The sequence below is a fragment of the Pseudomonas sp. NPDC087690 genome, from assembly GCF_044743175.1.
Taxonomy (GTDB): domain Bacteria; phylum Pseudomonadota; class Gammaproteobacteria; order Pseudomonadales; family Pseudomonadaceae; genus Aquipseudomonas.
In genome coordinates this window covers 29,519-43,098 of sequence record NZ_JBIUVX010000011.1, presented here as the reverse complement: position 1 = coordinate 43,098, position 13,580 = coordinate 29,519, and the positions used below count along the sequence as shown (strand labels likewise).

The 13,580-nt window shown below is 59.9% G+C and carries 14 protein-coding genes, 1 other RNA gene and 1 pseudogene (1 of these 16 cut by a window edge); 9 read left to right on the top strand and 7 right to left on the bottom strand.

Annotated elements, in window-relative coordinates; translation table 11 throughout:
* From rho to ACIPIZ_RS14085, 5 genes and pseudogenes are all read left to right on the top strand, one after another.
* Nucleotides 1-1,159, top strand: a pseudogene (rho, locus tag ACIPIZ_RS14105) (transcription termination factor Rho); it begins 66 nt to the left of the window's first position.
* Between the two features lie 196 nt (nt 1,160-1,355).
* Nucleotides 1,356-3,353, top strand: a complete 1,998-nt coding sequence (locus ACIPIZ_RS14100; protein ID WP_401165774.1) for an acyltransferase family protein — start codon at nt 1,356-1,358, stop codon at nt 3,351-3,353.
* Nucleotides 3,354-3,422: 69 nt separating this feature from the next.
* On the top strand, nt 3,423-4,889 hold the full coding sequence (ubiD, locus tag ACIPIZ_RS14095; RefSeq protein ID WP_034151998.1) for a 4-hydroxy-3-polyprenylbenzoate decarboxylase: 1,467 nt from the start codon (nt 3,423-3,425) through the stop codon (nt 4,887-4,889).
* Nucleotides 4,889-5,857, top strand: coding sequence for a CDP-6-deoxy-delta-3,4-glucoseen reductase (locus tag ACIPIZ_RS14090; protein WP_253481429.1), 969 nt, complete (start codon nt 4,889-4,891; stop codon nt 5,855-5,857). Before ubiD ends, ACIPIZ_RS14090 begins: the two co-directional genes overlap by 1 nt.
* A 235-nt stretch (nt 5,858-6,092) precedes the next feature.
* Nucleotides 6,093-6,761, top strand: coding sequence for a gamma-glutamylcyclotransferase (locus ACIPIZ_RS14085; protein WP_105704630.1), 669 nt, complete (start codon nt 6,093-6,095; stop codon nt 6,759-6,761).
* Here the strand turns inward: ACIPIZ_RS14085 and glpT are convergent.
* Nucleotides 6,737-8,086, bottom strand: a complete 1,350-nt coding sequence (gene glpT / locus ACIPIZ_RS14080; protein WP_105704629.1) for a glycerol-3-phosphate transporter — start codon at nt 8,084-8,086, stop codon at nt 6,737-6,739. The two genes, ACIPIZ_RS14085 and glpT, sit on opposite strands and share 25 nt — an antisense overlap.
* Before the next feature lie 225 nt (nt 8,087-8,311).
* Between glpT and ACIPIZ_RS14075 the strand changes: the two genes are divergently transcribed.
* On the top strand, nt 8,312-8,941 hold the full coding sequence (locus tag ACIPIZ_RS14075; RefSeq protein ID WP_401165771.1) for a flagellar basal body-associated protein FliL: 630 nt from the start codon (nt 8,312-8,314) through the stop codon (nt 8,939-8,941).
* A gap of 18 nt (nt 8,942-8,959) precedes the next feature.
* Here ACIPIZ_RS14075 and ACIPIZ_RS14070 read toward each other — a convergent pair whose 3' ends face one another.
* Nucleotides 8,960-9,937 carry an NADPH:quinone oxidoreductase family protein gene (locus ACIPIZ_RS14070; protein ID WP_105704627.1) on the bottom strand — a complete coding sequence of 326 codons (978 nt, stop codon included), beginning with the start codon at nt 9,935-9,937 and terminating at the stop codon, nt 8,960-8,962.
* Between the two features lie 149 nt (nt 9,938-10,086).
* Here ACIPIZ_RS14070 and ACIPIZ_RS14065 point away from each other — a divergent pair, with 149 nt between their 5' ends.
* Complete coding sequence (locus ACIPIZ_RS14065; protein ID WP_034151993.1) at nt 10,087-10,494, top strand: flagellar basal body-associated protein FliL; 408 nt, start codon at nt 10,087-10,089, stop codon at nt 10,492-10,494.
* Between the two features lie 115 nt (nt 10,495-10,609).
* Here the strand turns inward: ACIPIZ_RS14065 and ACIPIZ_RS14060 are convergent, their stop codons facing one another.
* Complete coding sequence (locus tag ACIPIZ_RS14060; protein ID WP_401165768.1) at nt 10,610-11,062, bottom strand: EVE domain-containing protein; 453 nt, start codon at nt 11,060-11,062, stop codon at nt 10,610-10,612.
* 197 nt (nt 11,063-11,259) lie between these two features.
* Here ACIPIZ_RS14060 and ACIPIZ_RS14055 point away from each other — a divergent pair, with 197 nt between their 5' ends.
* Nucleotides 11,260-11,415, top strand: a complete 156-nt coding sequence (locus ACIPIZ_RS14055; protein ID WP_163005287.1) for a hypothetical protein — start codon at nt 11,260-11,262, stop codon at nt 11,413-11,415.
* A 36-nt stretch (nt 11,416-11,451) separates the two neighbouring features.
* Here the strand turns inward: ACIPIZ_RS14055 and ACIPIZ_RS14050 are convergent, their stop codons facing one another.
* From ACIPIZ_RS14050 to ACIPIZ_RS14035, 4 genes are all read right to left on the bottom strand, one after another.
* Nucleotides 11,452-12,057, bottom strand: coding sequence for a 5-formyltetrahydrofolate cyclo-ligase (locus tag ACIPIZ_RS14050; RefSeq protein ID WP_064389485.1), 606 nt, complete (start codon nt 12,055-12,057; stop codon nt 11,452-11,454).
* Nucleotides 12,058-12,136: 79 nt separating this feature from the next.
* A non-coding RNA gene (gene ssrS / locus ACIPIZ_RS14045) (6S RNA) lies at nt 12,137-12,315 on the bottom strand.
* Nucleotides 12,316-12,345: 30 nt separating this feature from the next.
* Nucleotides 12,346-12,663 carry a cell division protein ZapA gene (locus ACIPIZ_RS14040; RefSeq protein WP_034151990.1) on the bottom strand — a complete coding sequence of 106 codons (318 nt, stop codon included), beginning with the start codon at nt 12,661-12,663 and terminating at the stop codon, nt 12,346-12,348.
* Nucleotides 12,660-12,869, bottom strand: a complete 210-nt coding sequence (locus ACIPIZ_RS14035; protein ID WP_007911197.1) for a TIGR02449 family protein — start codon at nt 12,867-12,869, stop codon at nt 12,660-12,662. The genes ACIPIZ_RS14040 and ACIPIZ_RS14035 overlap by 4 nt, the downstream gene beginning before the upstream one ends.
* 130 nt (nt 12,870-12,999) lie before the next feature.
* Between ACIPIZ_RS14035 and ACIPIZ_RS14030 the strand changes: the two genes are divergently transcribed.
* Nucleotides 13,000-13,560, top strand: a complete 561-nt coding sequence (locus ACIPIZ_RS14030; RefSeq protein ID WP_007911199.1) for a YecA family protein — start codon at nt 13,000-13,002, stop codon at nt 13,558-13,560.
* Nucleotides 13,561-13,580 lie beyond the last annotated feature (20 nt).

Sequence of the window (13,580 nt, the reverse complement as noted above, 5' to 3'; positions counted from 1 at the left end):
GATTTTCTACCTGCTGAAAAAGCACGCGAACAGCGGCGAGGAAATCTCCGGTGATGGCGTGCTGGAGATTCTCCAGGACGGCTTCGGCTTCCTGCGCTCCGCTGACGCTTCCTACCTGGCTGGCCCGGACGACATCTACGTCTCGCCAAGCCAGATCCGCCGCTTCAACTTGCGTACCGGTGACACCATCGTTGGCAAGATCCGCCCTCCGAAGGAAGGCGAGCGGTATTTCGCCCTGCTCAAGGTCGACACGATCAACTTCGATCGTCCCGAGAACGCGAAAAACAAGATTCTCTTCGAGAACCTGACCCCGCTGTTCCCGACCGTACGCATGAAGATGGAAGCCGGTAACGGTTCCACCGAAGACTTGACCGGTCGTGTGATCGACCTGTGCGCTCCGATCGGCAAAGGTCAGCGCGGCCTTATCGTTGCACCGCCGAAAGCCGGTAAGACGATCATGCTGCAGAACATCGCGGCGAACATCGCACGTAACAATCCTGAAGTTCACCTGATCGTGCTGCTGATCGACGAGCGTCCGGAAGAAGTGACCGAAATGCAGCGCACCGTGCGCGGCGAAGTGGTTGCCTCGACTTTCGACGAGCCGCCGACCCGTCACGTGCAAGTGGCCGAAATGGTGATCGAGAAGGCCAAACGCCTGGTCGAACACAAGAAAGACGTGGTGATCCTGCTCGACTCCATCACCCGTCTGGCCCGTGCCTACAACACCGTGATCCCGAGCTCCGGCAAGGTACTGACCGGTGGTGTCGATGCTCACGCTCTCGAGAAGCCAAAGCGTTTCTTCGGTGCGGCACGTAACATCGAAGAAGGCGGTTCGCTGACCATTATCGCCACCGCGCTGGTTGAAACCGGCTCGAAGATGGACGAAGTGATCTACGAAGAGTTCAAGGGCACCGGCAACATGGAACTGCCTCTGGATCGCAAGATCGCCGAGAAGCGCGTGTTCCCGGCCATCAACATCAACCGCTCCGGCACCCGCCGCGAAGAGTTGCTGACGGCTGACGACGAGCTGCAGCGCATGTGGATTCTGCGCAAGCTGCTGCACCCGATGGACGAAGTCGCTGCCATCGAGTTCCTGGTCGACAAGCTGAAAACGACCAAGACCAACGACGAGTTCTTCCTGTCGATGAAGCGCAAGTAACATCGCAGGCTGAGCCGGTAAAAATGGCGTCCCCACGGGGGCGCCATTTTTTTGCGCGGATTTTGTCCGGGCAATGGGACGTTAGCGATCTGGTAAGGTCTGTGCCTTGCAGAATGGGCAACAGCGTACGTGACCGTTTCCAGACAAGAGAATCAGGCTGTACAAATAATAACCAATTGATTGGCATTAAAGATTTATGAGCACACTCGCTTATCGAAGGGATATCGACGGCTTGCGGGCAGTCGCGGTCATCGCCGTGGTGCTGTTCCACTTTGGCGTCCCGGGGTTTACCGGCGGTTTTGTCGGCGTGGACGTATTCTTCGTGATTTCCGGCTACCTCATCACCTCGATCATCTGGAACCAGCGTCAGGCTGGGCGTTTCAGCTTTGTCGAGTTCTGGGCACGCCGTGCGCGGCGGATTCTGCCAGCGCTGTTTGCGATGATCATTGCGGTGCTGGCGGTGGGCTGGTTCCTGATGGCGCCCAAGGATTACGAAGAGCTGGGGCGCTCGGTGCGCTATCAAGTGCTGTTCGTCTCGAACATCCTGTTCATGCGTCAGGACGGCTATTTCGACGTTGCCTCTGATCTCAAACCGATGTTGCACACTTGGTCGCTGGCGGTTGAAGAGCAGTTCTACATTATCTTCCCGCTGTTGCTGACGTTGCTGTCGAGCCGCCTGAAGCACTGGCGGCTGGCGCTGTTTGGCGTACTGCTGGTGTCCTTCGGCCTGAGCGTCTGGGCGGTCAGTCACCATCCTGAGAAAGCTTTCTTTCTGCTGCCGATGCGCGCTTGGGAACTGTTGGCCGGGGCCATGCTGGCGGTCGCGCCGAAGCACGCCTGGCGCCTGAAACCAATGGCCGCGCAATGGCTGAGCCTGCTCGGCATGGGCCTGATCCTGCTGGCGGTGTTCGGCTACGACAATGCCACGCCATTCCCGGGTGCGGCGGCGCTGTTGCCAGTGCTCGGTGTGGTGCTGCTGATTTTTGCCAACGGTCATCGCGAGACGGTGGTTGGTCAATTTCTGAGCAGCAAAGTGATGGTCGGTTTCGGCCTGATCTCCTATTCCTGGTACTTGTGGCACTGGCCGGTGTTCGTATTCTCCAGCTACGCCAGTGTCGAAGAGACCAGTGCGCTGGACAGCGCCGGCCTGATCCTGCTGACGCTGGTGCTGGGTTACCTGTCGTGGAAATTCATCGAAACGCCGTTCCGCGAGCGTCGGTTGCTCGCCGGTCGTCGGCCGATTCTGCTCGCCGGTGCTCTGGGTGTGCTGGTGCTGGCGCTGGCCGGACAAACCCTGCGCTGGACCGATGGCTTGCCGTGGCGCCTGTCCGACCAGGCCCTGCAATACGCCCGAGGCCACGATTGGCGGCCGGAGTTGATGGCCTGTCTGGCGGACGACAAGACGCCCGACGACAAGTTGTTCTGTCATTTTGGCGTTGCCAATCTGCCTGCGCAGGCGATGGTCTGGGGCGACAGTCATGCGACGGCGCTGATTCCGGTGTTCGACGACGGTGCGAAGGCTCACGATGTCAGCGTGATTCTCGCCAGTTCCCCCGGCTGCATTCCGGTGGAAGGTCTGGAGCATGGTCCGGTGTGTGCGCATTTCAACCGCCGCATCGAGCAGGCGCTGAAAGAGAAAACCGTCAGCGATGTGGTGCTGGTCGCGCGCTGGAGTCTGTACATCTATGGTGACGCCAATGGCGACCTGGGCCACGTCCTGAGAACTCCCGACGGTCGTTACGATCGTGCGGCGGCCGAGCAGCGTCTGGCCGATGGCCTGCGTGCGCGGGTTGCACAATTACGTGCCAGCGGACATCGCGTCTGGCTGGTCAAAGAGGCGCCGTTACAGCCGTTCAGCCCGCCGTATCGCCTGACGCGACTGGCGATGCTGGATCGCTCGGTCGAGGGCGTTGGCCAACAGGTTGCCGTCCACCACGAACGTCAGGTGTTCATCAGTCAGTTGTTCGCTGAGTTGGGCAAAGACCCGGCGGTGCATGTGGTCGACCCGGCACCACGGCTGTGTGATGAGCGCGGTCTGTGTCACGCCGAACTCGAGGGCTACTCGCTGTACACCGACGACAATCACCTCTCGGAGGTTGGCGCGCGGCTGGTAGCACCGATCATGGAACCGTTGTTCATCAACCTGCAGAGCCGGGAAAACCCCGGCAAGGCCTGGACGAATGCAGCCAAGTAAGCAGCGACAGGCTGCCACAGGGCTGCAGAGCAGGTAGGATGTACGCCTATTTTGAGGGTGCCATCGTCAATGAAATTCAAGGATCTTCGGGATTTCGTGCAGCAGCTTGAGCAGCGCGGAGAGTTGAAACGCATCCAGATTCCCGTCTCGCCGGTGCTGGAGATGACTGAGGTGTGTGACCGCACGCTGCGGGCCAAGGGCCCGGCGCTGCTGTTCGAGAAGCCAACCGGCTACGACATTCCGGTGCTCGGCAACCTGTTCGGCACGCCTGAACGGGTGGCCATGGGCATGGGCGCCGAGTCGGTCAGCGAGTTGCGCGAAATCGGCAAGCTGCTGGCGTTCCTCAAGGAGCCCGAGCCGCCGAAGGGCTTGAAAGATGCGTGGTCGAAGCTACCGATCTTCCGCAAGATCATCTCGATGGCGCCGAAAGTCGTTAAAGACGCGGTGTGCCAGGAAGTGGTCATCGAGGGCGACGACGTCGACCTGGCGATGCTGCCGGTACAGACCTGCTGGCCTGGCGACGTCGGTCCGCTGATCACTTGGGGCCTGACCGTCACCAAGGGCCCGAACAAGGAACGTCAGAACCTCGGTATCTACCGTCAGCAAGTGATCGGCCGCAACAAGGTGATCATGCGCTGGCTCAGCCACCGTGGCGGCGCGCTGGACTATCGCGAATGGTGCGAGAAGCATCCGGGGCAGCCGTTCCCGGTGTCCGTGGCCCTCGGCGCGGATCCGGCGACCATTCTCGGCGCCGTGACGCCGGTGCCTGACAGCCTCTCCGAATACGCTTTCGCCGGTCTGTTGCGCGGTAATCGCACCGAACTGGTCAAGTGCCGTGGCAACGATTTGCAAGTGCCGGCCACTGCCGAGATCATCCTCGAAGGCGTGATCCATCCCGGCGAAATGGCTGACGAAGGCCCGTACGGCGACCACACTGGCTACTACAACGAAGTCGACAGCTTCCCGGTGTTCACCGTCGAACGCATCACCCACCGGATCAAGCCGATCTACCACAGCACCTACACCGGCCGTCCGCCAGATGAACCGGCGATTCTCGGTGTAGCGCTGAACGAAGTGTTCGTGCCGATCCTGCAGAAGCAGTTCCCGGAGATCACCGACTTCTACCTGCCGCCGGAAGGCTGCTCGTACCGCATGGCCATCGTGACCATGAAGAAGTCGTATCCGGGGCATGCCAAGCGCGTGATGCTCGGTGTCTGGTCGTTTTTGCGACAGTTCATGTACACCAAGTTCGTTATCGTCACCGACGACGATATCAACGCCCGCGACTGGAACGACGTGATCTGGGCCATCACCACGCGCATGGACCCCAAGCGCGACACGGTGATGATCGATAACACGCCGATCGACTACCTCGACTTCGCCTCGCCGATTTCCGGCCTGGGTTCGAAAATGGGCCTCGATGCTACCCACAAGTGGCCGGGTGAAACCACTCGCGAGTGGGGTCGCGTGATCGTCAAGGACGACGCCGTCACCCAACGGATCGATGCCATCTGGAATCAGTTAGGAATAGATTGATGCGTGTAACCCTGCAGCCCTCCGGAGCAGTGCTTGAGATACAGCCCGGTGAGCGGATTCTCGATGGTGCGCGGCGCCTGGGCTACGAATGCCCGCAAAGCTGCCGCAACGGCAATTGTCACGTGTGTGCGGCGCTGCTGGTTGAAGGCAGCGTCGCCCAGGACGGCAAGGTGCACGACCACGGCGAGTTCTACACTTGCATAGCCGAGCCGCTGGAAGACTGCATCCTGCTGTGGGATGGCGTGCTCGCGCTGGGAGAACTGCCAGTGCGCAGCCTGTCGTGTCAGGTCATTGAATGCCGGGACGTCGGTGGCGATACCTGGCGCGTGCGCCTGCGTGCGCCGGCGGGCAAGCCACCGCGTTATCACGCTGGACAATACTTGATGATCGAACGCGAGAGCGGCGAAAAGTCGGCGTTCTCCATGGCCTCGGCACCGCACGGCGGGCGTGATCTGGAAATTCACGTGTTGGCGCGCGAAGCCAGTGCACTGAGCCTGATCGAACAGCTGCAGCGCAACGCCATGGTGCGTGTCGAGCTGCCGTTCGGCGACACCCATCTGGCCGAGTTGCCTGACGGGCCGCTGGTACTGGTTGCCGCTGGCACCGGGATGGGCCAGATTCACGCGCTGATCGAACACTGCCGCGCCAATGGCTTCAAGCATCCCGTACATCTGTACTGGGGCGTGCGCCGTCCGGAAGATTTCTATGAAATCGAACATTGGGGCGAATGGCTGAAGTTGCCCAACCTGTTCCTGCACAAGGTCGTCAGCGATCAATGCGGCTGGGAAGGGCGCTGCGGTATGTTGCACGAGGCGGTCTGTGAAGACTTCCCCGATCTGAAACCCTTGCACGTCTACGCCAGCGGCTCGCCGGCGATGGTCTACGGCACGCTGGACGCATTGGTTGAGGCGGGGATGGACGCTCATCAAATGCGCGCCGATGTATTTGCCTACGCGCCGCGCTCTTGAGCCGCGCTCTTGAGCCGCGCTCTTGAGCCGCGCTCTTGAGTCGTTATAACTCTCTATATAGCCGATCGGTATTTATGTAATTGCATAAATACCGCTAGGTTATATATCAATCAGGCAATCAATTAAGAACTGTGCCATGGCACTTAAATTGCCTTAAAACATATGTGCCTTATTGTTACAGCGGTGCGTTCTATTAAGTAATTCTTTACCCGCGGGGAGCTGAACGCTATTCGCCATGAGCGCCATTGAAAACGCTTTTCTGAATTTGAATTACCCTCCGCGGCTCGATCTTGGGCCGCAGTTGACGCACGAACAACTTCTCGCTTCCATGCAATCGACCATGGCGCGCCACAAGGGCGGGCCGGTGTGGCTGTTCGCCTATGGTTCGTTGATCTGGCGGCCTGAGTGTTCGGCGGTGGAGCGCGTGCGCGGACGTGTGCACGGCTACCATCGCGGCTTGTATCTGTGGTCGCACGAGCACCGGGGTACCCCGGAAATGCCGGGGCTGGTGTTTGGTCTGGATCGCGGCGGTTCGTGCAGTGGCTTCGCTTATCGCTTGCCGGAAGACAATCTCGACGCTGCGCTGTACGCGCTGTGGAAACGCGAGATGCCGGTGCCATCCTATCGGCCACACTGGCTCAACTGCCGTCTCGCCGACGGTAGCCAGGTGCAGGCCTTGGGATTTGTGTTGGAGCGACACCTGCCCAGCTATGCCGGCAACTTGCCGGATCATGTGCTGAGCCAGGTGTTCGAGAGCGCCAGCGGGCGTTACGGCACCACTCGCGATTATGTCGAGCAGACCGCACACGCCCTGCGCAGCCACGCCATGCCAGACCGCAATCTGGAGGCGCGGCTCAAGCGCTGTAAATCACCAAGCGATCAAGCGACCGCTTCACGACTCTGACTCGCGACATTCTTGTGTCGCAGGGTCGGGGCCAGGAAGGCCATCGCCAACAGGCAAGCGCCCACCAGCAGGACAAAACCACCGTCCCAGCCGAAATGGTCAACGGTGTAGCCCATCGCCGCACTGGCCGCGACCGAACCCCCCAGATAACCAAACAGACCGGTGAAACCCGCAGCGGTGCCGGCGGCTTTCTTCGGCGCCAGCTCCAGTGCCTGCAAGCCGATCAACATCACCGGGCCGTAGATCAGGAAGCCGATCGACAGCAGGGCGATCATGTCGACCATCGGGTTGCCGGCCGGATTCAGCCAGTAAACCAGTGTCGCAACGGTCACCAGCGCCATGAACACCATGCCGGTCAGGCCACGGTTGCCACGGAAGATCTTGTCCGACATCCAGCCGCACAGCAGCGTGCCCGGAATACCCGCCCACTCGTAGAAGAAATAGGCCCACGAGGTTTTATCCACGGTGAAACCCTTGGCTTCCTTCAGGTAGGTCGGCGCCCAGTCCAGCACGCCGTAGCGCAGCAGATAAACGAAAACGTTGGCCAGCGCGATGTACCAGAGCATTTTGTTGCGCAGCACGTATTTGACGAAGATTTCCTTGGCGCTGAATTCGTCTTCGTGGCTGGAATCGTAGCCTTCCGGGTAATCGTTCTTGTATTTCTCAATCGGCGGCAAGCCGACCGATTGTGGGGTGTCGCGCATGGTGATGAAGGCGAACACCGCCACGCCCAGCGCCACGGCTGCCGGTACGTAGAACGCCGCGTGCCAGTCGTTGAACAGGCCCATGCCGAGCAGGAACAACGGGCCGATCAGGCCGCCGCCGACGTTGTGCGCCACGTTCCACACGGACACCACGCCGCCCCGTTCCTTCTGCGACCACCAGTGCACCATGGTCCGCCCACTTGGCGGCCAACCCATGCCTTGGGCCCAGCCGTTGATGAACAGCAGGATGAACATCATGGTCACGCTGGACGTCGCCCAAGGCGCGAAACCGAACACGAACATTACCCCCGCCGAGACCAGCAGGCCGAACGGCAGAAAGAAGCGCGGGTTGGAACGGTCGGACACCAGGCCCATGAGGAATTTCGACAAGCCATACGCGATGGCGATGGCCGACATCGCCAGGCCCAGATCACCGCGGCTGTAGCCTTCGTCGATCAGGTACGGCATGGCCAGGGAGAAGTTTTTGCGCAGCAGGTAATAACCCGCGTAACCGATGAAAATACCGGCGAAGATCTGCCAGCGCAGGCGTCGGTACGTGCTGTCTATTTTTTCTTCAGGCAATGGAGCCTGATGTGCGGCAGGACGAAAGAAAGCAAACATTCAAGAGCTCCAGATTTCTTGTTTTGACTGCGGATGCGAATGTTACAGTTTCGTTACCGAAAATAGCACCGGTTCGCATCGAGCAAATAGCGGAAAATGTTGGAAGTCGCGCGTTCTTTTACGAACCTGTCGCTCAGCTGTAAGAACGGGGCGTTTTTGTAGTGGTCGAGGCGTTGTGTCTTAGACTCGCGATCAATCCACCGACTGATCGCGCAGAGATAAATGATGGCCCCGAAGATTCGCAGGTTATTGCCCCGATTGCTGATGGTGGTCGCCGTTACCGTTTCGGTTCTGGCGCTGAGTTTTGCTCAGGGATCTGGCGGATCGGGGCTGCGCAATGTCACCGTGCTGATCGTCCGTCATGCGGAAAAACCGGACGTGGGCCGAGAGCTCAATGCCCAAGGTCAACAGCGCGCTGCCGCCTACGCCGACTATTTCACTGCGCTGAAACTGCGCGACGAAACACTGACCCCGCAACGCCTGATCGCCACCGCTGACAGCGCGCAAAGCATCCGTCCCCGTCAGACGCTGATGCCGCTGGCGCAACGCCTGCAACTGCCCATCGAACAGCCATTCGCCAATAACGACGTCGACAAACTGGTCAGCCTGCTACGCAAGGACAATCAGGCGAAAACCGTGCTGATCGCCTGGCACCATGGCCACATCAACAAACTCATAGCCGCATTCGGCGGCAACGGCCCGGCACTGATCGGCCAGCCGAAATGGCCGGTGGATGTTTATGACTGGCTGATTGTTTTGCACTTCGACGACAAGGGGCAGTTGATTGAGTCGCGTAGTGAGAAGGTGCAGGAGCAACTGATGCCGGGCGATGTTGCGGGGTCGCCCGGCAATTGAAGCGTTTTGGTCTTTTGATTAGCGAACCTGAACCACAACCTTCCCGACAGCCTTGCGCTGCCCAAGATCATTGATCGCCTGCGCCGCCTCGCTCAATGGATAGACCTGCGACACCAGCGGTTTCAACTTGCCCTCGGCGAACCAGCCGAACAACTGCTGGAAGTTCGCCGCGTTGTCCTGCGGCTGGCGCTGGGCGAAGGAGCCCCAGAACACGCCGAGCACTGCCGCGCCCTTGAGCAGAGCAAGGTTGACCGGCAGTTCCGGGATGCGCCCGCTGGCGAAGCCGACCACCAGCAGGCGACCATTCCAGGCAATGGCGCGGATGGCCTGGTCGAACAGATCACCGCCGACCGGATCGTAAATCACGTCGGCACCCTGGCCGTCGGTGAGGCGTTTGATTTCGTCCTTGAGGTTCGATTCGCTGTAGTTGATCAGCTCATCGGCGCCGGCAGCTTTGGCTATGGCGAGTTTTTCCGCGCTGCTGGCGGCGGCAATCACGCGGGCGCCCATGGCTTTGCCGATCTCCACCGCCGCCAAGCCGACGCCGCCGGATGCGCCGAGCACCAGCAAGGTTTCGCCCGGTTGCAGGTTGGCGCGCTGCTTGAGCGCGTGCATCGAAGTGCCGTAGGTCATGCTGAAGGCGGCGGCAGTGTTGAAGTCCATCGACGGCGGAATCGGCAGCACGTTGTAGCCCGGCACCGCGACCTGTTCGGCAAAGCTGCCCCAACCGGTCAGGGCCATGACGCGGTCGCCGACCTTGAGGTGGCTGACCTTTTCCCCGACTTCGCGCACCACGCCAGCCGCTTCGCCACCTGGCGAGAACGGGAAGGGCGGTTTGAACTGGTACTTGCCCTCGATGATCAGCGTGTCCGGGAAGTTGACCCCGGCGGCGTGCACGTCCAGCAGGATTTCGTTCTTCTTCGGGGCGGGGCTGGCGACCTCTTCCAGCACCAGCGATTCGGCAGGGCCGAAGGCTTTGCACAGCACGGCTTTCATCAGGGCTATTCCTTTGGGAGTGATGGCCGATAAGTGTAGGTGTGTCAGTCAACGGGTCAACGAGCATGCCCGACCCTGATAGTCAGCCATAGCTTGTGCTTGCGCGGCGGGTCGTTATGCTAGGCCGCAAACCGGAAAAGGAGCGAATTGTGAAAGCGTGGATCATGTTGTTGCTGGCCCTGTCTCTGCCTGTGGCAGCGCTGGCCGAAGAAGCCAAAGAAGGTGAAGCGCCAAAGGTGAGCTATATCACCCTGAGCCCGCCGTTCGTGGGTAATTACGGGCTCGATGGCACGCCGAAGCTCAAGGTCTACAAGGCTGACGTGGCGCTGCGTGTGACCGGCGAGGAGTCGGCCAAACTGGTCAAGGCCAACGAACCGTTGATCCGCAATCAACTGGTGGCGCTGTTCACGCAGCAGACCACCGAGGCGATGGGCAGCATCGAAGGTAAAGAGAAGCTGCGTCAGGAAGCGTTGAAGCAGACCCAGCAAGTGATGAATGACGAGACCGGCAAGCCGGTGGTTGAAGATCTGTTGTTCAACAACCTGATCATTCAATAAGCCATTCGTTGTCCGGGCTGGCCCCATCGCGAGCAGGCTCACTCCTACAGTTGGAATGCGTTCCCCTGTAGGAGTGAGCCTGCTCGCGATGGCGATGTTTCAGGCAACATATTCTTCAAGGCTTGAGCGCAATCACCGCCGCCCACTGCTCTGGCGTCACCGGCATCACCGACAACCTTGACCCCTTCTGCACTAACGGCATCTCCGCCAGCGCCGTCTGCTGCTTCAGATAATCCAGTTTCAACACCCGCGCAAACGTCTCGACGTGTTCAACGTCAATCGCACTCCAGGCATTTTTCTCCGGGGTAGCCTTGGGATCGAAGTAATGACTCTCCGGCTCCAGTGCGGTGGGATCCGGGTACGCCGCTTCGACTATTTTGCCAATCCCGGCAATTCCCGGCTCCGGGCAGCTGGAATGGTAGAAAAAGAACTCATCGCCCACCGCCATCGCCCGCAGGAAATTGCGCGCCTGATAGTTGCGAACCCCGTCCCAGCGCGCTTTGCCGAGCTTTTCCAGACCTTTGATCGAAAGTTCGTCGGGTTCGGATTTCATCAGCCAATAGGCCATGTCGTGTGCTCCTGAAACGGTCATTGGGCAGGTTGTCGGGCAATTTTATGACAAACCGACGGTCGGTTGACGTCAGCGTTTGCGCAGAGGTTCACGTTGTCGCAAAATGCCGGCCTTTAAAGCTTGACGCTGCTGCACGGCCTACGAACGGAAACCGCTGCTGTCATCGTGATGATGTGCCTTGAGGGGGGCAATCGATGAAACGCAAACCGGATCTACTATGGACTTTGGTAATTTTGTTTGGCCTGGGCGTCGTGACTACCGGTTACGCGCAGAGCCTTTGGTCGAACAAGGCCGACGCGCCGATTGAAATCGCGCAACAGGTGCAACAGTCGACCGCGTTCAAGCGCTGAAACTGCATTCTCGACGCCGCTGTTCTGCGCGGCGTCCTATCCCGCGAAATACCACGCCTTGTCGCTGACCGTGCCTTGTAACGGTACATCCCAGCTTGCCTGCGCCAAGCGTTCGACTTTCTGACATTCATGGGCCAGACCCAGCAGCGTCGGCTTGCGCCAGCTTTTGCGCCGCGCCAGATACGCCAGGCTGCGATCATAGAAACCGCCGCCCATCCCCAGTCGCCCGCCAACATCGTCAAAACCCACCAGTGGCAACAACACCAGATCCAGCGCCCAGACCTTGCGCTGCTGCGCCAGATTGGCCCGTGGCTCGAGAATGCGGAAGCGGTTGGGTTGGAGTTTCTCGCCGGGGCGGATGCGCTGAAAGACCATTTTGGTACGCGGCCAGGCGCTGAGCACCGGCAGATAGGTGGCCTTGCCCCGACGCTGCGCTTCACGCAGCAGCAGGCGCGGATCGATTTCACCGTCGGTGGGCAGATACAGAGAGATATGTTTGGCCCGGCGAAAATGCGGGTCTTGCGCCAGTTGCCGATACAGGCCTTTGGCGGCCTGGCGTTGTTCGCTTTTGCTCAGTGCGCGGCGTGCCTTGCGCAGCAGGCGGCGGAGTTGCGGGCGGGGCAGCAGCGCGGGTTCGGTCATGGTTCGGCTTCGGCAGGTTGGACGAAAACGTACGCATAAAAAATCCGATGGCGGTTTTCACCGACATCGGATTCGAATCAGGCTCCCCGGATGAACCGCTGTCAACTTAGCCCTTGAACCCGAAAGTTCAAGGTGGAAGATGCAGTAGACTTTAAGGCTTTCCGTCTAGCGGACATGCACACCAGCCCAACGTGCAACTTCCAGGGTAGTGCGAATCGGCTCAGGGACATCGTCAACTGGCAAGCACCCCAGGGAGTGCCGCGAGTATACCGCAAGCGGCCAGTCGAATCAGCCCTTGGTGGTGTTCTGATCGTCGGCGAGCACCAGATCGACACGATCAAGCAAGTCGCGCACCTGTTCACGGGTCGAACCACTGGCCTGGATGTCCGGGCGCTCTTCTTTGTGCAAGAGGTCGTGGGTGATGTTCAACGCGGCCATCACGGCGATACGGTCGGCGCCGATGACTTTGCCGCTGCTGCGGATCTCGCGCATCTTGCCATCCAGGTAGCGCGCGGCGCTGACCAGATTGCTGCGTTCTTCCTGCGGGCAGATGATCGAATACTCTTTATCGAGGATCTGCACGGTGACGCTATTGCTTGAACTCATGAGTCTTGCTCCAGGGCCTTGAGGCGCGAAATCATCGATTCGACCTTACGCCGGGCGATTTCGTTTTTTTCAATGAGGTGAGCGCGTTCCTCGCGCCAGGTTTTTTCCTGAGCTAGTAAGAGTGCGTTTTGACTCTTTAGTTGCTCGACTCGACCAATCAGCAGTTCGAGTCTGGCCATCAGCGCTTGCAGGTCGGTGTCTTCCATTGTGTCCACTGAGTTGGAGTCTGTCTGATGGGATAGCTGGCGGACAGCCTTTAATAGTCTTGGCGAGTCTGTCGATGTAGGATACAAGGCCTTCATTCTAGACATAGCGCCGTCTGGCGCCTAGCTGCCCATGACCATTGCGAATTCCCCGTACCAAGCCTTTGCCACCCTGCTGACCTCCAGCGGCCACAACGTCTCGCCTGCCGAACTGCATGGCGTACTGCTCGGACGCAGCTGCGCCGGTGCCGGCTTCGATAACGAAGGCTGGTTGATCGACGCCGCCGAACTGCTCGAAGGCGATATCCAGGACAACGTCCGCAACGCCCTGATCGGCCTGCAAGAGATGGTCAAAGGCGAGCTGACCGGCGACGACGTTACCGTCGTTCTGCTGCTGCCGACCGATGACGCACCGCTGGCCGACCGCGCCGCTGCACTGGGCGAGTGGTGCCAGGGCTTCCTCAGCGGTTTCGGCCTGAACTGCCGCGACAGCAGCATGCTCAGCACTGAAGCCACCGAAGTGTTGCAGGATCTGGCCGCCATTTCCCAGGTGCAAGACGCCCTTGAAGAATCCGAAGACGGCGAGACCGACTACATGGAAGTCATGGAGTACCTGCGCGTCGCGCCGTTGCTGCTGTTCTCGGAAACCAAGAAAGCCGACGTGCCGCCAGCCGCCAAGCCGTCGCTGCATTAATCGCGTGCCAGGGAAAGCCA